At 55.3% G+C, this 20647-nt stretch carries 23 protein-coding genes; 17 read left to right on the top strand and 6 right to left on the bottom strand.

Annotated elements, in window-relative coordinates; translation table 11 throughout:
• Positions 1-2 precede the first annotated feature (2 nt).
• Positions 3-1004: a hypothetical protein gene (locus tag RZS32_RS09555; protein ID WP_317056753.1), complete on the bottom strand. Its 1002-nt coding sequence runs from the start codon at positions 1002-1004 to the stop codon at positions 3-5.
• Between the two features lie 204 nt (positions 1005-1208).
• Here RZS32_RS09555 and RZS32_RS09550 point away from each other — a divergent pair, with 204 nt between their 5' ends.
• Complete coding sequence (locus RZS32_RS09550) at positions 1209-1457, top strand: hypothetical protein (protein WP_317056752.1); 249 nt, start codon at positions 1209-1211, stop codon at positions 1455-1457.
• A gap of 155 nt (positions 1458-1612) precedes the next feature.
• Complete coding sequence (gene murJ / locus RZS32_RS09545; RefSeq protein WP_317056751.1) at positions 1613-3154, top strand: murein biosynthesis integral membrane protein MurJ; 1542 nt, start codon at positions 1613-1615, stop codon at positions 3152-3154.
• A gap of 1 nt (position 3155) precedes the next feature.
• Here the strand turns inward: murJ and RZS32_RS09540 are convergent, their stop codons facing one another.
• Positions 3156-3842 carry a rhomboid family intramembrane serine protease gene (locus RZS32_RS09540; protein ID WP_317056750.1) on the bottom strand — a complete coding sequence of 229 codons (687 nt, stop codon included), beginning with the start codon at positions 3840-3842 and terminating at the stop codon, positions 3156-3158.
• Between the two features lie 72 nt (positions 3843-3914).
• On the opposite strand from RZS32_RS09540, the gene trpS reads away from it, so the two are divergent.
• The 5 genes from trpS (at position 3915) to RZS32_RS09515 (ending at position 9117) form a co-directional block, all read left to right on the top strand.
• A complete protein-coding gene (trpS, locus tag RZS32_RS09535) occupies positions 3915-4940 on the top strand; it encodes a tryptophan--tRNA ligase (RefSeq protein ID WP_317056749.1) in 1026 nt (341 codons plus the stop codon).
• Positions 4941-4951: 11 nt separating this feature from the next.
• The gene (locus RZS32_RS09530; protein WP_317056748.1) at positions 4952-5497 is read left to right on the top strand and encodes a thioredoxin family protein; all 546 of its coding nucleotides are present in this window, start codon (positions 4952-4954) and stop codon (positions 5495-5497) included.
• 102 nt (positions 5498-5599) lie between these two features.
• Entirely contained in the window at positions 5600-6085 is a 486-nt protein-coding gene (locus tag RZS32_RS09525) for a VOC family protein (protein WP_317056747.1), read from the top strand.
• A 56-nt stretch (positions 6086-6141) separates the two neighbouring features.
• Positions 6142-7008 (top strand): branched-chain amino acid aminotransferase, encoded by an 867-nt coding sequence (locus RZS32_RS09520; RefSeq protein WP_317056746.1) that lies wholly within the window; start codon positions 6142-6144, stop codon positions 7006-7008.
• A gap of 81 nt (positions 7009-7089) precedes the next feature.
• Positions 7090-9117, top strand: coding sequence for an FAD-dependent oxidoreductase (locus RZS32_RS09515; protein WP_317056745.1), 2028 nt, complete (start codon positions 7090-7092; stop codon positions 9115-9117).
• Positions 9118-9120: 3 nt separating this feature from the next.
• Here the strand turns inward: RZS32_RS09515 and RZS32_RS09510 are convergent, their stop codons facing one another.
• Positions 9121-9561: a DUF4399 domain-containing protein gene (locus RZS32_RS09510; RefSeq protein ID WP_422395550.1), complete on the bottom strand. Its 441-nt coding sequence runs from the start codon at positions 9559-9561 to the stop codon at positions 9121-9123.
• Between the two features lie 76 nt (positions 9562-9637).
• On the opposite strand from RZS32_RS09510, the gene RZS32_RS09505 reads away from it, so the two are divergent.
• The 4 genes from RZS32_RS09505 to RZS32_RS09490 all read left to right on the top strand — a co-directional run bounded on the left by RZS32_RS09505 (position 9638) and on the right by RZS32_RS09490 (position 12632).
• Positions 9638-10165: an RNA polymerase sigma factor gene (locus RZS32_RS09505; protein ID WP_317057884.1), complete on the top strand. Its 528-nt coding sequence runs from the start codon at positions 9638-9640 to the stop codon at positions 10163-10165.
• Complete coding sequence (locus RZS32_RS09500; protein ID WP_317056744.1) at positions 10162-10911, top strand: hypothetical protein; 750 nt, start codon at positions 10162-10164, stop codon at positions 10909-10911. Before RZS32_RS09505 ends, RZS32_RS09500 begins: the two co-directional genes overlap by 4 nt.
• 129 nt (positions 10912-11040) lie before the next feature.
• Entirely contained in the window at positions 11041-11946 is a 906-nt protein-coding gene (locus RZS32_RS09495; RefSeq protein ID WP_317056743.1) for a LysR family transcriptional regulator, read from the top strand.
• 146 nt (positions 11947-12092) lie between these two features.
• Entirely contained in the window at positions 12093-12632 is a 540-nt protein-coding gene (locus RZS32_RS09490) for an NADPH-dependent FMN reductase (protein ID WP_317056742.1), read from the top strand.
• A 6-nt stretch (positions 12633-12638) separates the two neighbouring features.
• On the opposite strand, the gene RZS32_RS09485 is transcribed toward RZS32_RS09490, so the two are convergent.
• Positions 12639-13040 carry a VOC family protein gene (locus RZS32_RS09485; RefSeq protein WP_317056741.1) on the bottom strand — a complete coding sequence of 134 codons (402 nt, stop codon included), beginning with the start codon at positions 13038-13040 and terminating at the stop codon, positions 12639-12641.
• Between the two features lie 42 nt (positions 13041-13082).
• Between RZS32_RS09485 and RZS32_RS09480 the strand changes: the two genes are divergently transcribed.
• Positions 13083-13874, top strand: coding sequence for an FAS1-like dehydratase domain-containing protein (locus RZS32_RS09480; RefSeq protein WP_317056740.1), 792 nt, complete (start codon positions 13083-13085; stop codon positions 13872-13874).
• 3 nt (positions 13875-13877) lie between these two features.
• Here the strand turns inward: RZS32_RS09480 and RZS32_RS09475 are convergent, their stop codons facing one another.
• A complete protein-coding gene (locus tag RZS32_RS09475) occupies positions 13878-14933 on the bottom strand; it encodes an NAD(P)/FAD-dependent oxidoreductase (RefSeq protein ID WP_317056739.1) in 1056 nt (351 codons plus the stop codon).
• 63 nt (positions 14934-14996) lie between these two features.
• On the opposite strand from RZS32_RS09475, the gene mnmD reads away from it, so the two are divergent.
• The 4 genes from mnmD (at position 14997) to RZS32_RS09455 (ending at position 17608) form a co-directional block, all read left to right on the top strand.
• The gene (mnmD, locus tag RZS32_RS09470) at positions 14997-15662 is read left to right on the top strand and encodes a tRNA (5-methylaminomethyl-2-thiouridine)(34)-methyltransferase MnmD (protein ID WP_317056738.1); all 666 of its coding nucleotides are present in this window, start codon (positions 14997-14999) and stop codon (positions 15660-15662) included.
• A gap of 2 nt (positions 15663-15664) precedes the next feature.
• On the top strand, positions 15665-16531 hold the full coding sequence (locus RZS32_RS09465; protein ID WP_317056737.1) for a DMT family transporter: 867 nt from the start codon (positions 15665-15667) through the stop codon (positions 16529-16531).
• Between the two features lie 76 nt (positions 16532-16607).
• A complete protein-coding gene (locus RZS32_RS09460; protein WP_317056736.1) occupies positions 16608-16898 on the top strand; it encodes a hypothetical protein in 291 nt (96 codons plus the stop codon).
• Positions 16899-17032: 134 nt separating this feature from the next.
• Positions 17033-17608, top strand: coding sequence for a copper chaperone PCu(A)C (locus tag RZS32_RS09455; RefSeq protein ID WP_339106603.1), 576 nt, complete (start codon positions 17033-17035; stop codon positions 17606-17608).
• 4 nt (positions 17609-17612) lie between these two features.
• Here RZS32_RS09455 and RZS32_RS09450 read toward each other — a convergent pair whose 3' ends face one another.
• Positions 17613-19577 (bottom strand): lytic transglycosylase domain-containing protein, encoded by a 1965-nt coding sequence (locus RZS32_RS09450; protein ID WP_317056734.1) that lies wholly within the window; start codon positions 19575-19577, stop codon positions 17613-17615.
• Positions 19578-19752: 175 nt separating this feature from the next.
• On the opposite strand from RZS32_RS09450, the gene dapA reads away from it, so the two are divergent.
• Positions 19753-20628, top strand: coding sequence for a 4-hydroxy-tetrahydrodipicolinate synthase (gene dapA / locus RZS32_RS09445; protein WP_317056733.1), 876 nt, complete (start codon positions 19753-19755; stop codon positions 20626-20628).
• The last annotated feature ends 19 nt before the right edge of the window (positions 20629-20647 follow it).

The raw sequence follows: 20647 nt of genomic DNA, 5'->3' as shown, positions 1-20647 counted from the left end.
CGCTATTGCGGAAACGCAGGATTCCAAACAGTTTCAAATACAAATGGCTGCGATGCGCCCGGGCTGATGACAACCTCAACAGCATGCATGTCGCGGGCGCCGTACACCTCCATCGCATGAACATTGGGTGCATCGTTTGGAAATGGCCGGAAAATCACGTGCCGGTGGCTATCACCAAAAACAAGCAGAACCGGTTTTCCGAAGCTCTGAGCAACAGCCTTGAACGCATTGCCAAACTCGTGAAAGCCCGAATGCCGCAACCAACGTTCCCGGCCAAATTCATTGAAATCAAATTCGAATATGTCGGCGTGAATGGCCACAACCATGACCTCAAGATTAGAAAAGGCCTCAAAACTCTGAGTCAGCCATTCGGCACTTGCACGGCTACGCGCAAAATACTCTTCGACGTTTTCCAGGCTGCGACTTTCAAAATTGTTGTTGGATCCCACCACATGGGCGGTAATGAATCCAATCCCACGCGACTGATACCGCGCATTCTCTGGATATCCGGCTTCACCTTGATGTTCGAGCAACACAGGTGCGCGCCCAAAGCTTTGCTCAGGCGCAGAAAAGTACAGGTCTCGAATAAAATTCAAGCGATCCAGAGGATCCGCCCATGGCTCCGCGCCACGGTGGCAATCCGTCCACTCATTGTCCCCCGGTGTGTATAGAACTGGCGCTTCAATACTCTGAAGATAATCCAGCTGTTCTATGAGAAGCTGGTCGGTGCAATCATCCCTTCCTGACTTTGTATCACCGACATGGAAAACCAATTCAGGCGACCGAGCGTTTATCTCTTCTATCAACGTCTCATAGGGCGGATAGACCTCTGCAGGCGGTCCATACGGCATGTCGCCCAAAGCAATCAATCGAAGACTTTTTCCATCTTCTGAAAATGCTCCGCTTCCAGTCATGCAAATCAACAAAGCAAGGATTGCTAAGCGCATGTTTCCCTCGAATCTATCGTGTCGCAACGCTACGCGTCGTTTGTGAAATTTTAACAATAATGTCTGTAGGCTCCATCACCAGAGTTCAATAATTGGCGAAACGCCGCGTTGACGGTGAATTTTTGCTCAAATTCCCGCTAGATTTCAACAGTCTAGACACAGCATATTGCCCCGAAAGATAGCAAACCGTAACCAGAATTCGTCTCGCGGCATTACACAATCGGGACCCGTTCGTTTTAAGTGCAAAAGGAAACAGCAGATATGGCTTTGTTTAAGACAGCGGCGCTTGGCAGCATTTCAGCCATAGTTTTGGCAGGATGCTCTGTCGATCCTCGGAACTTTGAAACCACACCAGTGCAGGTGAAAACCGCAAAAGGCATCGTCACATGCCAGCTCTACACTAAAGAGCGTGTGTTATGGGATCGCGCTATTGACCGGCCAGACAACATGTCTGTGCGTGAGGCCGATGACGTGTGCCGTGCCGAGGGCATTCGGCAACAAGATAGCTGAAATTAGGATCAGCTTGAACAAAGGCCGTTTTGCCATGACTTTGATCAGAGAGGGCGGGTCAGAGCACAAGTTTGATATGTCTCGTCCGCGCCCTCTTTCCCATACACGGTCTATCGGCTACTCCTCGGGTAAGTAAGCTGAACGCAGGCATCCGCATGAAACCCATCCGCCTTCTCTCCGGCATATTGACCGTGGGTGGTTGGACAATGCTCAGTCGGCTCTTGGGTTTCGTACGAGACGTCATCATTGCCAATTTGTTAGGGCCCGGCGTTCTGATGGACGCTTATGTCGCCGCGTTTCGTCTACCTAACATGTTCCGCCGTTTCTTTGCCGAGGGGGCTTTTAACGCGGCCTTTGTGCCAATGTTTGCAAAACGTCTGGAAGGGGGCGAGGACGCCACCGGTTTTGCAAGTCTTGCACTGTCTGGCCTAAGCCTGGTTCTTTTGGCACTCACCGGGTTGGCGATGGTGTTTATGCCTGCTCTTGTCTACGCAACAGCCGAAGGGTTCTACGGTGATGCGCGTTTTGACATCACCGTGGATTTTGCGCGCATCACATTTCCCTATATCTTCTTTATATCGCTGGCCGCCTTGCTATCGGGAGTATTGAACGCCTCAGGCCGTTTCGCCGCTGCTGCAGCAGCTCCGGTTCTTCTCAACGTAATGCTCATTGCGGCCATGTCTTTCGCCTGGTTCATGGGAGGCAAAGTTGCAGACGCTTTGATCTGGGCAATTCCGTTTGCAGGTGTAGCGCAGCTTGCATTGGTCTGGCACGCTACTGACCGGGCTGGCCTTCGGATCAGACCTCAACGCCCAAGGTGGACACCTGAGATGGCGCAGCTTGTGCGTGTTGCGGTGCCCGCGGCTTTGGCGGGCGGTGTTGTTCAAATCAACCTGTTGGTGGGTCAGCTTGTAGCATCAAACACCGAGAAAGCAGTGAGTTGGCTATACGCTGCGGACCGTCTCTATCAGCTCCCATTGGGCGTGGTTGGCATCGCTGTCGGTATCGTCCTGCTCCCCGACCTTGCGCGGCGACTGCAGGCCGATGATCAAGACGGAGCGCGTGGAGCCTATTCTCGCGCCGGAGAGCTTTCATTGGCGCTAACCATCCCAGCTTCTGTGGCTTTGATGATTGTTCCTTTGCCGCTTGTCTCGGTTTTGTTTGAGCGCGGTGCCTTCGGGACCGACGACACCGCGGCTACGGCCACAGCCGTGGCGATATATGGCCTTGGGCTTCCGGCCTTTGTCATGCAGAAAATTCAACAACCACTTTTCTTCGCCAGAGAAGACACTCGCAGACCATTCCACTACGCGGTTGTTGCCATGGTGGTGAATGCGGTGCTTGCTGTCGGGCTGTCTTTCTACATTGGTTGGGTGGCCGCCGCGATTGCAACAACTGTTGCGGCCTGGATTATGGTTCTTCTCTTACACTTGGGCGCGCGGCAGTTTGGAGAAGTCGCACGCTTTGATACACGTTTTCGAAAAAGAATTTGGCGCATCATTGTCGCCTCGGCCGCTATGGGTGCAGTATTGTGGACAGTTGGGGTGTCTTTAACACCTTTCTTTGCGCTGGGCGGATGGCGCTGGTTAGCACTCTTGTTTTTGATCGGCGTTGGCGTTTTCAGCTACTTTTTGGCAGGCCGCCTCTTGGGCGCATTCAGCATGTCCGAGTTGCGCGAAACCCTGCGTCGCAGGTGATCTATCGCTGGCGCAGCTTGTCTTGCAGATTGCGAAACCCACCTGGCACAAGAACAATGGACAAAAAGAACCCTATCCCGAACCCTGCCACATCGGCCAGCCAACGACTGTCTGAGCCGTACATCACGCCAAAAATGAGTTGAATTCCCATGAGGAAGCCAATCATTGAAAAGGCACGTGTTTGGTTTTCACCCAATTGACCCAGTCGGAGCCAGATCAGGTACGTAAACCCTCCGATCAGCCCGTAGACACCGGGAAATGCACCAATCAGCCCAGGGCCTTCGGGCAAGAACAAACCATAGATGAGCGCGCCACCCACCGCGGAGGCAAAAAACAGCACGAACACCGCCCACTGCGCCATGCGTTCCCCTACGAATTTGCCCAGCGCGAGCGTCATCACCGCCGCAAAAAGCGCCTGCATCAATGTGCCATGCAAGAACGGATAGGTGACAAAGCGCTTCATGAAATCAAAGCGCAATTCACCAGTCTCCAACATCCAGGCAAGACCACGGTTGGAAAACGCATAGTCTCGGATGGCTTCCAATCGCCAACCAATCGCCTCTGGCCCACCAAGCATCCCACGATTGCCCATCTGGAAAACAACTTCGATACCCATGATCAAAAGCGCAATGGCCAGGATCAACGGAGGAACCGAATTCACCGGGCTGGGTTCGCGAAACTCGGACATAGCAGCTCTCCTTGACGGCACCTAAGCGCACAAGTAAGCGAGGCAGGCACAGAAATCCAGACGGAGAGACCCATGACCGAGGTGGTCCACACACCCCGTGTTTTCTCAGGCATCCAGCCTTCGGGCGGCCTGACGCTTGGCAATTACCTGGGCGCGATGAAGCGCTTTGTTGAAATGCAGGGATCAGAGTTTGAGACGATCTATTGCATGGTCGATCTGCACGCCATCACCGTCTGGCAAGACCCGGACAAGCTACGCCATGCCACGCGAGAGCTTTGCGCGGGATTCATCGCGTCGGGTCTCGATCCTAAGCAGTCCGTTCTCTTCAATCAAAGCCAGGTGCCCGAGCACACACAACTGGCCTGGATCTTCAATTGTGTGGCGCGCATGGGCTGGATGCAGCGCATGACGCAGTTCAAGGACAAAGCGGGCAAGAATGCGCAAAACGCCTCGCTTGGTCTCTTTGCCTATCCGGCGTTGATGGCCGCCGATATCCTTGCCTATCACGCAACCCATGTGCCTGTGGGCGAGGATCAAAAGCAACATCTTGAGCTCACGCGTGACATCGCGATCAAATTCAACAATGACTTCGGCGTTGAATTCTTCCCAATCACTGAACCTGTGATCGAAGGGGCAGCCACCCGTGTCATGAGCCTGCGTGACGGGTCCAAGAAGATGTCAAAATCCGATCCGTCGGACATGAGCCGCATCAACCTCACGGATGATGCCGACGCGATTGCCAAGAAAATCCGCAAGGCCAAGACAGACCCCGAACCGCTGCCTTCTGAGGCAAAAGGTCTCGAAGAGCGCCCTGAGGCGCGCAATCTGGTGAACATCTACGCCGCGCTTTCTGAGCAAAGCGTCGACGACGTGATGCGCGACGTCGGTGGGCAGCAATTTGGCACATTCAAGCCCATGCTAGCCGATCTGGCCGTGGACAAACTTGCGCCTATTTCCACCGAGATGGCGCGCCTGATGCAGGATACCACCGAGATCGACAAAATTCTCGACGATGGGGCCGAGCGCGCCCGCGCCATTGCGACACCCATTCTGCAAAAAACATACGAGATCGTCGGTATGGTCGGAGCGAAAACCTGATGGTCGCTATGATGCCCCCGGTATGTGATTTTGACTGGCCCGCGCCAAACTTCGCGCTGCCGGGCACAGACGGCCAGATGCATTCTCTTGACAGCATTGCTGGCGAGAACGGCACCTTGGTCATGTTCATCTGCAACCACTGTCCATTCGTCCTGGCCATTCTGGACCGCATCATCCGCGATGCGCGCGACTTGCAAAAGCTTGGCATCGGCGTGGCTGCGATTTGCTCAAATGATGCCGTGAGCTATCCAGCAGACAGTTTTGACAACATGCAGCGTCTGGCGCAGGACTACGCGCTTCCCTTTCCCTACTTGCATGATTCGGACCAGTCCGTTGCCCGATCCTATGACGCGGCCTGCACGCCTGACTTTTTTGGCTTCAACGCAAAGCTGGGTCTGCAGTATCGCGGACGTTTGGATGCCTCGCGCGCACAGCCCGGTCCAACCAACCTGCGCCGGGACCTCTATGAGGCCATGAAACAGGTCGCTGAGACCGGGCGCGGGCCAGAAGATCAGATCGCGTCTATGGGGTGCTCGATAAAATGGGCAAATAGCTGATCCTCAGCTGTGCATCTACACACACATCCTGAGAAACTTTGCCGAATTGCACAGAGGCACCCGCTACGCCAAATTGAGTGCACGCAAAACAAGGAGCCTCTCATGTCCCATGTCACGCACCCTCAAACCAGCATCGGTCATGTGCACCTCAAAGTCGCCGACCTCGACCGCGCGATTGGATTTTACTCCGGCATTCTTGGTTTTGAGCTTCAGCAACGCATGAGCTCTGGCGCGGCCTTCCTCTCGGCGGGCGGATATCATCATCATATCGGCCTCAACACCTGGGAATCCGCAGGTGGCACACCCCCGCCCAAGGGCCACACCGGGCTTTATCATACCGCCTTTCTATACCCAGACCGCGCGTCTCTCGCGACAGCGCTAAAGCAAGTGGTCGAAGCGGGTATTACCATCGAAGGATCTGCGGATCACGGTGTAAGTGAAGCAGTCTACATCTCCGATCCTGATGGAAACGGCGTCGAGCTTTATCGTGATAAACCCGAGCCCGAATGGCCCCGCGACACCGATGGCAGGCTTGCTATGGTCAATGCGCGGCTGGATATCGAAGCCCTTTTGGCAGAGGCTGTTTGATCGCTCTGGACGCCTCCCGAAGCACGCCCTAGGGTGGCGCGCAAAGGGAGGCGATCATGGCAACCGGCACCAACATCCACACCTATTATGACGGCACATGGCATAAGGGCGACGTGCCGTTGATGCGTGCTGCGGACCATGGCATGTGGTTGGGCAGCAATGTGTTTGACGGCGCGCGTCTGGCCAATGGTCTGACACCTGATCTCGACAAGCACTGCGCACGGGTAAACGCCTCGGCCGAAGCGATGATGGTCAGCCCAACGGTCAGCCCGGATGAGATGGTTGAGATCGTAAAGGAAGGCCTGAAATTCTACGCCCCCGACGCTGCCGTTTATATTCGTCCCATGTACTGGGCTATTGAAGGTGGCATGTCGGCCATTGTCCCCAAAGAAGGCGGCGCGACGGGCTTTGCCATCTGCCTGGAAGAAATTCCCATGGCCACGCCAGAGATGTCGGCGACGCTGACAAAAACTCGTTTCCGCCGACCAGTGCTGGAGGATGCCGTGGTCAATGCCAAGGCGGCGTGCCTCTACCCCAATAACGCCCGCATGCTGGCAGAGGCGAAGGCTAAGGGCTTTACCAATGCGCTCGTCGCCGACGCGCTTGGTAATGTAGCGGAAACGGCCACAGCGAATGTCTTTGCTGTTAAGGATGGCGAGGTCTTCACGCCCGTTCCCAACGGCACATTCCTTGCCGGGATCACCCGTGCACGCCACATCGAAAACCTGCGGGCCGACGGTGTGACGGTGCATGAAAACATCATGTCGTTTGAAGACTTCCACGACGCTGACGAAATCTTCCTGTCCGGCAACATGATGAAGGTCACGCCGGTCACGGCCTTTGATGACACCAACTACCAAATCGGCCCTGTCACGCGCAGGGTGCGCGACATGTATTGGGATTGGGCGGCTTCAGCAAACTAACTTGATGTCTTTACGCAGCGTCTGACGTGACAAGTTTGCTTTACCCAATCATGGTGCACGTAAACTTCAGGAGGCGATCTCGTGACTCAGTACCCCAATCTTCTTGCCCCGCTTGACCTGGGTCATACCACGCTGAAAAACCGCGTTCTGATGGGCTCGATGCATACGGGTTTGGAAGAGACCAAGGACTGGAACCGCGTCGCGGAGTTCTATGCGGCGCGTGCGCGGGGCGGTGTAGGCCTTATGGTCACCGGTGGCATGGCTCCAAATCGCGAAGGTGGTGTATTTCCCGGTGCGGCGGGGCTTTTCTCGGATGAGGACATTGCCAACCATAAGATCGTCACCGACAGGGTGCATGAGGCGGATGGCAAAATTGCGATGCAGATTCTGCACGCAGGACGCTATGCCTATGGCCCGGAATGCGTCGCACCCTCGCCGATCAAGTCACCGATATCTCCCTTTCCACCGAAAGAGCTGGACGAAGAAGGTATCGAAAAGCAAATCGCCGATATCGTAACAGCAGCGGAGCGGGCCCGCGAGGCGGGTTTTGACGGCGTCGAGATCATGGGGTCCGAGGGATATTTCATCAACCAATTCCTGGTACAGCACACCAACAAGCGTGAAGACCGGTGGGGCGGATCCTATGAAAACCGCATGCGTTTGCCGATTGAAATCGTGCGGCGGACGCGCGAAGCCGTGGGACAGGATTTCATCATCATCTACCGCCTGTCGATGATTGACCTTGTCCCAAATGGGTCAACTTTTGACGAGGTCATTCAGCTTGCCAAGGAAATCGAGAAGGCCGGGGCCACTATCATCAACACCGGCATAGGCTGGCATGAGGCGCGGATTCCCACGATTGCAACCTCGGTGCCTCGTGCGGCTTTCACCTGGGTCACCAAAAAGCTCATGGGACACGTGAGTATTCCTGTGATCACCTCGAACCGCATCAACACACCAGAAGTGGGCGAAGAAGTTCTCGCCGAGGGGTGCGCTGACATGGTCTCGATGGCACGGCCATTCCTTGCGGACGCCGAATTTGTCAAAAAAGCCATCGAAGGTCGGGCCGAGACCATCGCGCCCTGTATTGCCTGCAACCAAGCCTGTCTCGATCATACGTTCTCCGGCAAAATTTCAAGCTGCCTGGTCAACCCTCGCGCCTGCTTCGAAACGGAATTGGTGATTGAGCCAGCACAAGCCACAAAGACTGTTGCAGTTGTCGGTGCAGGCCCTGCCGGGCTATCCACCGCAATTACAGCCGCCCAGCGCGGGCATAAGGTAACACTCTTTGATCGCGACACGCAGATTGGGGGTCAACTCAACATGGCCAAACAGGTGCCGGGAAAGGAAGAGTTCTTTGGCCTCGTTGACTGGTTCGAAGTGATGGTCAAAGAGGCTGGTGTAACATTGAAACTGGGCCAGGAAGTCACAGCCGAAGACCTTACTGGTTTTGACGAGGTGGTGATTGCCACTGGTGTCGTTCCGCGTGACCCGGAGATTTCCGGTCAGGATGGGAACAACGTGCTCTCTTACATCGACGTGCTGCGCCACAAAAAACCGGTGGGCAAGCGCGTGGTGGTTGTTGGCGCCGGCGGCATCGGTTTCGATGTGGCCGAATTCCTCGTCCATGAAGGCGAAAGCCCCACCGAAAACCTTGAGGAATGGAAAGAGGAATGGGGCGTCGGAGATCCAGCCAAAACACCCGGTGGCCTCGCGCCAGAAGGCCCGCAACCAGACGCGCCCGCGCGTCAAGTCACTCTGCTTCAGCGCAAGGCCGAGCGTCCGGGTAAGCGCTTGGGCAAAACCACAGGGTGGATTCACCGAGCTGCGCTCAAGATGAAGGGTGTCGAAATGATCGGTGGTGTGAACTATGAGAGCATCGACAACGCAGGTCTAATGGTCTCCACCGGAGAAACACGAGAAAACCCACGCACGATTGAGGCGGATACGGTCGTTCTTTGCGCCGGTCAGCTCAGCGACCGCAGTCTGGCCGATGCGCTAGAGGAAAAAGGCGTGGCCTGCCATGTCATCGGCGGCGCAGACGTGGCCGCCGAATTGGATGCCAAGCGCGCAATTGACCAAGGCACGCGCCTGGCCGCTAAGCTTTGAAATTTATTCCACGGTGATTGAAATCACGTCTGTTGTGATCGGCGGATCATGTGGAACGTGGTTCAGATCGCCCAGAACAAGCTGCAACGTGTGCGTTCCAGCAGGCAGGTCGAGAGACACCTCGGTTTGTCCACCGCCAAAGTGGATGTGGTTTTCGTCCGCGGGCAATCCGTATTCCAACTCTTCGGCTCCGTCTGGACCCTCACCAAGAGGCGGTCGGTTCAGCAAGATGTGGTGATGCCCGGTGTTTTCCTTTTCAGTACCGGCTGGTGCCACGCCCATGCCGGACAGCCCAAATTTGATTTTGACAGGCGAAGAGACTGTCGCACCGTCGTCAAGATCGATGAAATACACTTCCGCACCTTCGGGCGCTGCTGTGCGTTCCGCCAGCACCATTGAGGCCGTGAGTGCAACAATTGCTGCTGCTTTCGTGATGAGTTTCATAGGAGTCCTCCCTTGTCTGCTTCAGTTCTTTGCGCTTCACTCGCAATACTTCGGTAACACCTAAGGAGATGGTTCTATTCGCCTCTGGGGCAAAAAAGATCCGCACCAGGCGGTTCGTGACGGCATTCCAGCATGCTTTGACCGGCTCTGGCGGTTTTGTGTGGCATTGACCGGGCAGAGAGCGCTAGGAGATGATCTGGCGCAGATGACCTGTCTGCGTGCTTTGGAAAAGGCGGATCAATTCACACCCGGCACGCATCTGGACCGCTGGCTTTTTGTCATGGCCCGGCGGCTTTGGCTGAACGAATTGCGGCGCGATGCGATCCGGCAAACAGAATCCTTCTCTGCCAATGCAGATGACCAGCACCCCGCAGAAATTCCGTCCACCGAAACGAATATTATGGCGCGTGAAGTGTTTCAGAAGATGAATGCCCTGCCCGAAGCCCAAAGAGTCACAGCGCTTTTGGTGTTCGTGGAAGGTTATACTTATGCTGAAACGGCGGATATGCTGGACATTCCGCCTGGAACAGTGATGAGCAGAATATCAGCCGCGCGAAAAACGCTTGCGACACAAATGGAAGCCGCCACAGGAACCGACGCATGACGCAGAAGTCAGATTTCTCAGATGACGATCTGACTCGCTTTATTGACAAGGAAGCGGGAAAAGAGCTGTCCGGGCGCATCAAAGCCGCATTGAAGTCAGATGCGAACCTGCGTCAACGTCACGATCGCATGGTTCAGGCCAGCGTCAATTACAAAGCGGCCATGGATAGTATGTTGTCTTTGGCACCAGCACCGCCGGAAATGGACATTCCTTCACGCGAGCCATCACGGAACCTGCGTGTTGCAGTGGCTTCAATGGCGGCGGGCGCACTTTTGACTTGGGGGCTGACATCTTCTTTTCCATCTTCTGCTGGTTCGGATTGGAAGGATGTGGTGGCCAATTACCAGTCGCTTTATGTCACCGAGACCCTGTCTTTGAGCAACGTTTCGCAAACAGAACAAAACGCGAGCCTCGTGCGTCTGTCCAGCAAGCTTGGCTTTAATGTTGCGACTTTGCCTGAGATCGAAGGCCTTGATTTTGTGCGCGCACAGGAACTCGGGTTCAAAGGTCGCCCGCTGGCTCAACTTACGTTTTTAACGACAGACATGGGGCCGGTTGCCCTTTGCATTGTGGAAACGGGCAACCAAACAACCGATAGGATAGAATTCGCCGAATTGCATGGGCTGGACACATATAGCTGGACTCAAGATGGATTCGGAATTCTGCTGGTTGGGCCGGGGGATGAGACCGGCCTTGAGGATGCGGCGGCTGCCTTTCGAGACGCATTCAAGGCTGAAAACGCCTGAAAACCTTTACTGGGTTTGATCCTGAATAGCCTCAGACAAACCCAGATATTGTCGAGTGGGTGCCGCAGTTGTGCCCGAATTAGAAGCGATACACGGTTCAGATCAAAAGACTTCACAGAGGTATCGAGTATGGATCGCCTTACCGAAATGGAGGCCTTCGCAACGGTTGTGGATCAAGGGGGATTCACGGACGCCGCGCGAAAGATGGGCATCTCCAAGTCTGCCGTGTCGAAACACGTCTCTTCGCTCGAGGCGCGTCTCGGTGCCCGCCTTCTGAATCGGACCACGCGCCGAGTCAGCCCGACCGAAATTGGTTTGGCATATTATGACCGTGCTTTGCGTGTTCTGAACGATGCAGGTGAAGCAGACGCACTTGTCAGTTCAATGCAATCAGACCCATCCGGGCTCTTGCGCATCTCCGTTGCAACCGATTTTGGCGTCAATCACTTGAGCCCTGTTTTGGGTCAATTTTTAGACGACTACCCGGACATCACGGTCAACATGGTTCTCAACAACCGCTATGTTGAGCTGATTTCTGAGGGCTTTGATATGGCCATCCGAATTGGGGAACTCGAAGACAGTACATTGCGCGCGCGCAAGCTGACCGAAACCACCAAGCGCATGATCGCAAGCCCGGCTTACCTTGACAAACACGGTCGGCCAGCCAAAATCGACGATCTTAACGAACATAAGCTGCTGCATTATTCCAACCAATCCAACGGTTCTGTCTGGAAGTTGACCGCGCCATCGGGTGAAAAGCGCCAAGTGCGCACCGCTGGTGGTCTGTCGGTAAACGACGGACAGTCGCTGCTGAATGCGGCAATCTCGGGTCTGGGCATCGCTTACCTACCAAGTTTCCTGTATTCCAGCGCCCTGAAAGACGGTCATGTTGTTGACGTGATCCCGGACCTGCCGGTTGAAACCCAAGGTATCTACGCGGTTTATCCCCCGGGGCGTTTCACACAGCCCAAGGTGCGGGCGTTTATTGATTTTCTCGTAAATGTCTTTGCTGAAAAAGGCCCAACGGACTGGTAACTTTTTAAGCATGCACAAATTGAAATGCGCCCTGCTTTGGCAGGGCGTTTTTTTGTGCAGAATCCAAAATACAAACCGAATTTTCTTGTCGTTTTAAGTCCATGCCTCAATTTACCGTAAAATCCGCACCAAAGAACGAGGGCCGTATGTCTGAACCAAACCTGCTTTTGATTTCGGGATCACTCCGCAAGGCATCCTACAATCGCGCGCTTTTGCGCGAGGCCGCACAATCGTTTGGTCCAGCGGACGTCACCGAAGCGGACATCACTTTTCCTATCTACAATGGGGATGACGAAGACGCCGATGGCGCCCCGAAATCTGTGCATAGGTTTGCAGAACAAATTCGAAAAGCGGATGCGCTGCTGATCGGCAGTCCTGAATACAACAAGGGTATCAGCGGTGCTTTGAAGAACGCTCTGGATTGGCTCAGCCGCATCGATATGCCTGCTCTTCGCCACAAACCCACAGTCGTGATGTCGGCTGCCGCAGGGCGCACAGGCGGAGAAACCGCGCTCTTCATGACGTTGAGCTGTCTGTCCCAGTTTCAGGTGCACTTTGTCTTTGGCCCAGCCATCATGGTGGCCGATGCGTCAAATCAGTTTGATGAGAATGGTCGACTTACATCCGAAACCTATCAGAAGCTGGTACACGAACGCATGGAAGCGCTGCGGGAGACCATCGCTTAGCACCCTTCAAAACTCGGTTTGGTTCGCAATCTCAATCAGATTTCCGTCGGGATCGCGGGTGTAGATCGACTTAAGTGGTCCAGTTGCACCAGTACGCGGAACCGGCCCTTCAATGATCTCAATTGAGCATGCCTGGAGATGCGCAGCACATTCATCCAAAGGCGTCTGCGTCAGAAAACACAAATCCGCGGACCCCGGTAGCGGCGCAGCAGCTTTCGGCTCAAATTCCGCCCCTGCCTGATGCAAGTTGATCTTTTGCGACCCAAATGAGAGCGCCGTCCGCTCCGTCCCATCCGCTGGTTGAAATCGCTGCACCGACATGCCCAAAGCTTGGTAAAACTCGACGGTTGTGTTGATGCCTTTGACCGTCAACACAATATGATCAAGAGATTGAATTTGCAGTGGCATTTCAAGATTGCTCCGGCTCTGAGTGCGCCCTAACCTGACAGCATGAGAATAGAGACGCAATCCGTTCAGGACGTTATGGACACCGCACGCGCGCGGGCATTGCAAGCAACACTTGGCAGTTCTCCCAATCTGAATAGTGGTGATAGTCTTCCGCCCTTCTTCCACCAAATTTACTTCTGGGATCCAAAGCCACCCGAAGATCTCGGTCGCGATGGTCATCCAAAATTGGGAGGGCTGGTTCCGGATATGGGATTGCCGCGTCGGATGTGGGCCGGTGGTCAATTGGAGTGCAAACGACCACTCATCCTCGGAAACCTCGCCGAAAGGCGCAGCTCGATTGCAAAAGCAGAGCACAAGCAAGGACGCAGCGGACCGCTGGCCTTTGTCAAAGTGCGTCATGAGATTTGGCAAGAGGGCGAATGTGCCGTCATCGAACATCAGGACCTGGTGTATCGCGAAGACGAAGGGTCTGGGTCGAAACCTGTGCCGCCAGTAGCACAGATTGACGAAACCCACTCGGAAACCTTTTCGGCAAACAGCACAATGCTGTTTCGTTATTCCGCGCTGACCTTCAACGGGCACCGGATACACTACGACGAAACTTACGCCAAGGAGATCGAAGGTTATACTGGTCTGGTCGTGCACGGTCCTCTTTTGGCGCAAATGCTGATGCTTTTGGCCGAACGCAAACTAGGACGGCTCACATCGTTTGCCTTTCGCGCCACAAGTCCTTTGATGCACCACGAAGACGCAATGCTGTGCTGGCGAGAAGGTGGTACCTGCTGGGTGCGCGGACCGGACGGGCGGCAGTGCATGCAAGCGCAAGCCCTCTAAACACTAGTCTTGCGCGTTCCGTCCTTTGGGAAGTGACGCTTCGGGCTTAAATTCTTGCGGGATTGTATCTTTCCCATCAAGCACAAGATCAGCCATCACCTGCCCCACCTTCGGGGCCATGCCGAAACCGATCTTGAAACCGCCATTTGCGATATATTGATCTGGATGAAGCGGATGCACCCCCAGCATCGGCGCCCGCGACTTCGCACGAGGCCTTAGGCCTGCCCAGCGTGCGATGACAGGCGCATCAGAAAGTGAAGGCACGGCATATCGCGCACGCGAAACGATCTCATCCAACTGCTCATCTGTAGAGTGGGCGTCCGTGAACTCTCTTTCCGAAGTTGAGCCGACTGCAGTCGTTCCGTCTTTGTGAAAAATCACATGCAAGCTGTCTGCAAAAACCTGTGGCGCTCCACTTGCTGCAAAATCCAAAAGAGCAGCCTGACCTTTGACCCCGTTTCCCACGGTGAAACCGATTCCATTCGATAGTTCTGTCAAGCCGCGCGCTCCAGTGGCATGGATGACCTGACCCTTCGCTTTGCTGTCTGCAACGACGCTAACGCCTTGCTTCTTGAGTGCCTCTGTTGAGGCGTAGCACGCGTGACGCGGATGCAACGAGGCGGACAAGCTATCGTAGATGTAGAACCCAGTCTTAGAACGAGGCGCGAGTGGCACATCATCCTTGCCCACGACCTGCCAGGTCGCATGTTCGCCCCATAGCTCATTTGCTGAGACTTCCCGTGCGCGCGCCAAATCCAGTGTTCGCTCATCATTGATCGGTTGCACACGACCGCTTCGCGCATACCCCGACGAGTGACCAGACAGAGTTTCAATTTCGCTCCAAAACTCCTCAGCCATCAGAAGGCTGTCGAGTTGGAATGCCTTCTTCTCATTCCAGTTTTCAGGCACATGCGGGGCCAACGCGCCGACGAGTCCGCCTGACGCCCCTGAGCCGGGCCCATTTGGATCAATGACCTGAACGGAAGCTCCTTTCTGTCGACAAGCCCAGGCAACCGAAAGGCCGAAGATTCCGGCACCAAAGATGGTCACGTCTGGCATTGTCATTTCCCAAAGGCGGCGGCATGGTCGTTCTGTTCGAAACGACAGGTAGCTCAACCCGCAATGCAGGACCAGCAATCAGATCTTGAGTGGCGGGATGGGGACCTACCGATTTCCGCAAGATTCGATGATCCCTATTACAGCCTCGACAACGGGCTGGCGGAGACACAGCATGTGTTTTTGGCGGGCAACGCGCTGCCAGAGCGTTTCTGCGATGGGTTTCACGTGGCAGAACTGGGCTTTGGCACGGGCCTTAATCTTTTGGCCACAATAGATGCCTGGCGCGCATCGGGCACAAAGGGCACGTTGTTTTACACAACATTTGAGGCCTATCCCTTATCGCGAGACGAAATGGTCCGGGCGCAGTCTGCCTTTCCGGAACTGCGCGATATAGCCCAAGAACTTGTGCCACATTGGGAGAAGACAGCATTTACCCTGCCCGGTCTGCACTTCCAAATGATCACAGGGGACGCTCGCCAAACACTAGAAAACTGGGATGGCATCGCGGATGCCTGGTATCTCGATGGATTTTCGCCAGCCAAAAATCCTGAATTGTGGGGGGATGCTTTGATCTCTTCTGTTGGGAACCACACTGCCGCAGGTGGCACCGCGGCCACATACACTGCCGCCGGACATGTGCGCCGAGCCTTGGAAGCGGCGGGTTTCGACGTCACGCGCTCCCCCGGCTTTGGTCGTAAACGCCACATGACGCGTGCCGTCAGGATCTGAACATGGCAGAACAAAACACCCGCCTTGGCATTCTGATGATGGTCACCACAACCTTCATTTTTGCCGTACAGGACGGAATATCTCAACATCTCGCACGCGAGTACAATGTACTTATGGTGGTGATGATCCGTTATTGGTTCTTCGCCGCCTTCGTGATGACTGTCGCCAGCCGCAAAGCGGGCGGTTTGCGTGCCGCGGCGCGGACGGAACAACCAGTGGTGCAAGCCTTTCGGGGTATTCTTCTGGCGGCTGAGATATGCGTCATGGTTGCAGCTTTCACCTATTTGGGATTGGTCGAGAGTCACGCGGTCTTCGCATGCTATCCTCTCCTGATCGCCGCCCTATCCGGGCCTGTGCTTGGCGAAAAGGTCGGTTGGCGGCGGTGGGCCGCCATTGGTGTGGGATTTGTCGGTGTGCTGATCATCCTGGAGCCCGGGTTTGGCGTCTTCCGCCCCGAAGCCACCATCGCAGTCGTCTCTGCCCTGATGTTTGCGCTTTACGGATTGTTGACGCGCTTCGTTGCCCGCAAGGACAGCGCCGCAACTAGTTTTTTCTGGACTGGCACTATGGGCGCCATCGCAATGTCCTGCATCGGCATCTGGTTCTGGGAACCCATGAGCTCCAATGATTGGATTTGGATGGGCGCACTTTGCATCACCGGAGCCGCGGGACACTACACACTCATCAAATGCTATGAAGTGGCCGAGGCCAGCGCGGTACAGCCTTTTGCTTACCTGCAGCTTGTCTTCGCTAGCATTATCGGAGTCAGCATATTTGCTGAGACAATCCGGACCAACGTAGCCATTGGCGCTGCGCTGATCGTTGCCGCCGGTCTCTTTACCCTTTGGCGGCAAAGGGTCAGCTCGTAGGCCATGCGGCATTAAGGCCTGCTGACAAATCCGACAAAAGCTCTCAGGCTGAAAGCGTTCGAATAAAGGAGTCGCGGTGAGATACCAGACAAAATCAATCGGACAGATCATTCTGACCTTCGTGGTTGTTTGGTTTCTGGCCCTGCGCGTTGTTGCGCAGCCATTGGTTTTGGCCGCGCCCGAGGAAGGCCAAATCGCGCTCTGCGTGAATGGACAGATCGTATATGTTGACACAGATACTGGCCTGCCACTGGAAGACAACGAAGGCCTCTACACAGACCCTTGCCCGTATTTTGGCGTAAGCACAGCGCATGAGCTGGCGGCCAACACCCCCCATTTTGGGTGGCTGATGCCCAGTATCTTGTGATTCTTCCAACCGCGCTGGTCCTGCAAGCGCACCAAGCTTACCTTCCCTCAGAGGCGCGCGCGCCGCCACTTTCAATCTGATTTCAAAAAAACATGTGAATTCGCTTCATCGGATCCTGGTACAGGTTTCCGGCCTTGAAACAAAGAACAGCGGAAAAGACTTTCCAAAAAGCATCTGAAACTCAGACCCATCAGGAGACTGATATGACACTTAAAAAAACCCTCCTCGCCGCATCAATGGCAGCATTTTTTACCTCACCGACCCTTGCCCATGAGCATTCAGTCAATGGCGTCTCAGTGATTCACCCAATGGCATTTGAAACATCAAAATCCGCGAAAGCGGGCGCTGGTTACATGGCCATTACCAACGACAATGAAGACGCCGACCGGCTGCTCGAAGTCAAAGCGGACTTCCCGCGCGTGATGCTTCACACGACCGAAGAAAAAAATGGCATCGCCAAGATGATCCATCTTGAAGCCATCGACATCCCTGCAGGGGACACCGTACTTTTGGAACCTGGTGGGCTTCACGTGATGTTCATGGGGCTTGATGGTGATCCGCTTGAAGAAGGCGAAGAAATTCCTGCCACGCTGGTGTTTGAAAAAGCTGGCGAATTGGAAGTCGTCTTTAAGGTCGAAAAACGCCATGGCGAGGCCAAGTCGCATGATCATTCTGACCATAGCGACCATTCAGATCACTCAACAAACTGAGGGTCTAATCCAGAGCCGCGGAAAACGTGGACCCGGTCAATTCCTGGCTAAACGGTACAGGGTGCGGGTCACGTCCCAATCTTGCGCGGTAGACCGGCAGGCTTTCTGCCACACGCATGACGTAGTTGCGCGTCTCGTTGAAGGGGATGTGTTCGATCCAGTCGATCACATCTACCCCGCCTCTGCGTGGATCGCCAAACCGTGACATCCACCGCGATGGGCGCGACGGCCCTGCATTGTAGGCTGCGGCCATCATCACGATGTTTCCGTCAAATCTCTGAGCCATACGCGCCAAATATTCGGCGCCCAGCTTCGCGTTGTACTTCCAATCCTCGAAAACCCGAGCGCGGTTGTGGCCTGTGGCGCCAATGGCCCGTGCCATCTCAGCCGCCGTGGCTGGCATAAGCTGCATCAGCCCCATAGCTCCTGCACCACTGGTGACAGTTTGGTCAAATTCACTTTCTCGACGCGCAATGGCCAATGACAATTCGGCCGGCACTGGCAACTCTAACGACTTGAGAGGATGCAACGGATAGTAAGGTCCCGGCAATGCCACGCCGCGCCTTGCGGCCGTTTTCGACACCATCACCTGTAGATGTTCTGAGCCAAGCGCGGCCATCGCATCGCCCAACTGCCCCAGCTCGGTCCGGTTCAGGTCAAGAGCAAGATGTCGAAAGAACCGTTCCGCAAGGTTCTGGCGCCCATTCGCGTAGGCCAGCAACCCAGCTTGGAAAACATCACGCTTGGTAAATTCGGCCGTGCGCCAGTCGGGAAATTCCTCATCTCCAACCAACTCAGGGTCCGACGGAAACCCACCGCGTTCCGCGGCAAGCAAACCATAAAAGCTTGTTTGGTGCAGCGCCCCTAATTCATAAGCCAGCGCGGCACCCTCCGCGTTGCCCATGGCCTCTTGCGCGCGCCCAAGCCAATACCCAGCACGACCCAGCGAGATCGGCGTCTCAACCTTATCCATAAAGCGTTGGAAATGTGCGACCGCTGTCTCTGGATCATTCAGATCAGTTAGTGCGATGAACCCCGCCAGCCATTCCAGATCAGCGAAATGAGACCCTTCCACCAAACCATGCGTAGCAGCCAAGTCATAAGCCGTTTGCGCAGCGCCATCGCGCATTCGGTCACGCGCCAACTCCCGTCGCCACCCTGCCCAACGCTCGGCTTGCCCAAGACCATCGGCCTCGCGGCTTTGGCGCAAAATCATCTTTATGGCTTCGTCGCGCTCACCTCGTTTGATGTGCCGATTGAAGAGAGCATAGGCGACATGCGGATTGCTCTTGGCACTCTTGGGCAGCTTTTCAAGACGCTTCAGCGCGCCAGTTTTCCCTGCCTCAATACTCTGCCGAATCTCAGCCAAAGCACGCGTTTCGTCATCCACCAAGGGCAGCATCAAGGCCACATCGCGCAGTCCACGCCAAAGTGCCATATCGAGCCGTGCTTTGTGATGCGGTTTTAGCAGTTCCGCCCAATCTTTCATGAAAGCGTTGTGTTCATCTGTGGTCAGATCAAGCGTGCGCCAAGCCAGAACAACAGCTACTTCCGCATCACCCTCTCGCCCTTCGGCGCGCAACGCTTCGGCGAAACCCAGGGCCGCACGCCCCGATTGCGGTGCGCTGTTCTCAAAAAAGGCGATGACAGACTTCGGATCACCCTGCGCAATCGTCAATTCACTCTTGCGACGCAGCAATTCAAGGCCCGGCCAATCCGGATGGTCCTTAAGAAAGTTCAGTATGTCTTGCTGTGATCCATAGCCTTCGCGCAACCTGTGCCATTCGATCAGTGCCGCAGCACCCGGTCCGCTGCGCTCCGCAAGACGTGTGGCCACACTCCACCGCCCCGCCTGCATTGCGTCAAAGGCACTGGACAAAGGGCGCGGACCAACAGGCGCAGGTTCTCCAGCCAACACCGGAGGTGACAGCACAAGAACAGCAAAAACAAGGCTCAGGGTACGCAACATCTCTTGCATTTTCCTAACCACAGACGATAGACAACGCCAGCCTAAGCAGGCAATCAGACACAGTCTAATCACTTGCTTGGCAGAAAGATGGCACCGGCATGGCCCGAACGGGACATGTCAATACACCAGCCCAAGTGTTAAACCGCTTACGGCTAGACATAGAAAGGAGCGTATCATGTTCAAAGGATCTTTTCCTGCCCTGGTCACGCCGTTCAAGAACGGTGAACTGGATGTTGATACGCTCAAGAAACTGGTTGAGTGGCATATTGGTGAAGGAAGTCATGGACTTGTGCCGGTTGGAACGACCGGTGAAAGCCCCACGCTAAGCCATGAAGAACACGAAAAAGTGGTGGAAGAAGTCGTGCGCGCCGCAGCGGGCCGTGTGCCTGTGATTGCCGGCGCAGGCAGTAACAACACGGTAGAATCCATCCGATTCATGCAACACGCCGAAAAAGTCGGTGCGGATGCTGCACTGGTTGTGACCCCATACTACAACAAACCGACCCAACGCGGCCTGATCGCCCACTTCACCGCGCTGCACGATTGTTGTGAGCTTCCAATCATTATCTACAACATACCCGGTCGCTCGGTCGTCGATATGACACCTGAAACCATGGGCGAGTTGGCCAAACTGCCCCGGATTGTCGGCGTCAAGGATGCCACCGGCGATTTGGCCCGCGTCAGCCAGCAGCGCATGACGTGCGGCACGGAGTTTTGCCAGATTTCCGGCGAAGACGCGACCGCACATGGGTTCAATGCCCAGGGCGGTGTCGGCGTCATTTCGGTTACCGCGAATGTGGCGCCAAAAATGGTGGCTGACGTCCAGAATGCCACACTGTCCGGCGACTATGCCAAGGCACTGGAAATTCAGGATCGTCTGATGCCTCTTCACAAGGCCATTTTCACAGAGCCCGGCCTTGTCGGCGCAAAATATGCCATGTCTCAGCTTGGACTGTGCAGCGAGGAAGTCCGCTCGCCTCTCACAGGGCTTAGTGACGAGACGCGCGCTATGGTGGATGATGGTCTGCGCTTTGCCGGGCTGATTAACTAACCCTAGGGACGCGGCAGAC

Origin of the sequence: Roseovarius sp. W115 (genome assembly GCF_032842945.2) — a bacterium.
GTDB lineage: Bacteria > Pseudomonadota > Alphaproteobacteria > Rhodobacterales > Rhodobacteraceae > Roseovarius > Roseovarius rhodophyticola.
This window is presented reverse-complemented; position numbering and strand designations above follow the sequence as displayed.

Bases quoted from the DNA above. Each gene is read 5' to 3' on its own strand.
- RZS32_RS09550 (WP_317056752.1), top strand. From the start codon at position 1,209: ATGGCTTTGTTTAAGACAGCGGCGCTTGGCAGCATTTCAGCCATAGTT.
- murJ (WP_317056751.1), top strand. From the start codon at position 1,613: ATGAAACCCATCCGCCTTCTCTCCGGCATATTGACCGTGGGTGGTTGG.
- RZS32_RS09540 (WP_317056750.1), bottom strand. From the start codon at position 3,842: ATGTCCGAGTTTCGCGAACCCAGCCCGGTGAATTCGGTTCCTCCGTTG.
- trpS (WP_317056749.1), top strand. From the start codon at position 3,915: ATGACCGAGGTGGTCCACACACCCCGTGTTTTCTCAGGCATCCAGCCT.
- RZS32_RS09530 (WP_317056748.1), top strand. From the start codon at position 4,952: ATGCCCCCGGTATGTGATTTTGACTGGCCCGCGCCAAACTTCGCGCTG.
- RZS32_RS09525 (WP_317056747.1), top strand. From the start codon at position 5,600: ATGTCCCATGTCACGCACCCTCAAACCAGCATCGGTCATGTGCACCTC.
- RZS32_RS09520 (WP_317056746.1), top strand. From the start codon at position 6,142: ATGGCAACCGGCACCAACATCCACACCTATTATGACGGCACATGGCAT.
- RZS32_RS09510 (WP_422395550.1), bottom strand. From the start codon at position 9,561: ATGAAACTCATCACGAAAGCAGCAGCAATTGTTGCACTCACGGCCTCA.
- RZS32_RS09500 (WP_317056744.1), top strand. From the start codon at position 10,162: ATGACGCAGAAGTCAGATTTCTCAGATGACGATCTGACTCGCTTTATT.
- RZS32_RS09495 (WP_317056743.1), top strand. From the start codon at position 11,041: ATGGATCGCCTTACCGAAATGGAGGCCTTCGCAACGGTTGTGGATCAA.
- RZS32_RS09490 (WP_317056742.1), top strand. From the start codon at position 12,093: ATGTCTGAACCAAACCTGCTTTTGATTTCGGGATCACTCCGCAAGGCA.
- RZS32_RS09485 (WP_317056741.1), bottom strand. From the start codon at position 13,040: ATGCCACTGCAAATTCAATCTCTTGATCATATTGTGTTGACGGTCAAA.
- RZS32_RS09480 (WP_317056740.1), top strand. From the start codon at position 13,083: ATGAGAATAGAGACGCAATCCGTTCAGGACGTTATGGACACCGCACGC.
- RZS32_RS09475 (WP_317056739.1), bottom strand. From the start codon at position 14,933: ATGCCAGACGTGACCATCTTTGGTGCCGGAATCTTCGGCCTTTCGGTT.
- mnmD (WP_317056738.1), top strand. From the start codon at position 14,997: ATGCAGGACCAGCAATCAGATCTTGAGTGGCGGGATGGGGACCTACCG.
- RZS32_RS09465 (WP_317056737.1), top strand. From the start codon at position 15,665: ATGGCAGAACAAAACACCCGCCTTGGCATTCTGATGATGGTCACCACA.
- RZS32_RS09450 (WP_317056734.1), bottom strand. From the start codon at position 19,577: ATGTTGCGTACCCTGAGCCTTGTTTTTGCTGTTCTTGTGCTGTCACCT.
- dapA (WP_317056733.1), top strand. From the start codon at position 19,753: ATGTTCAAAGGATCTTTTCCTGCCCTGGTCACGCCGTTCAAGAACGGT.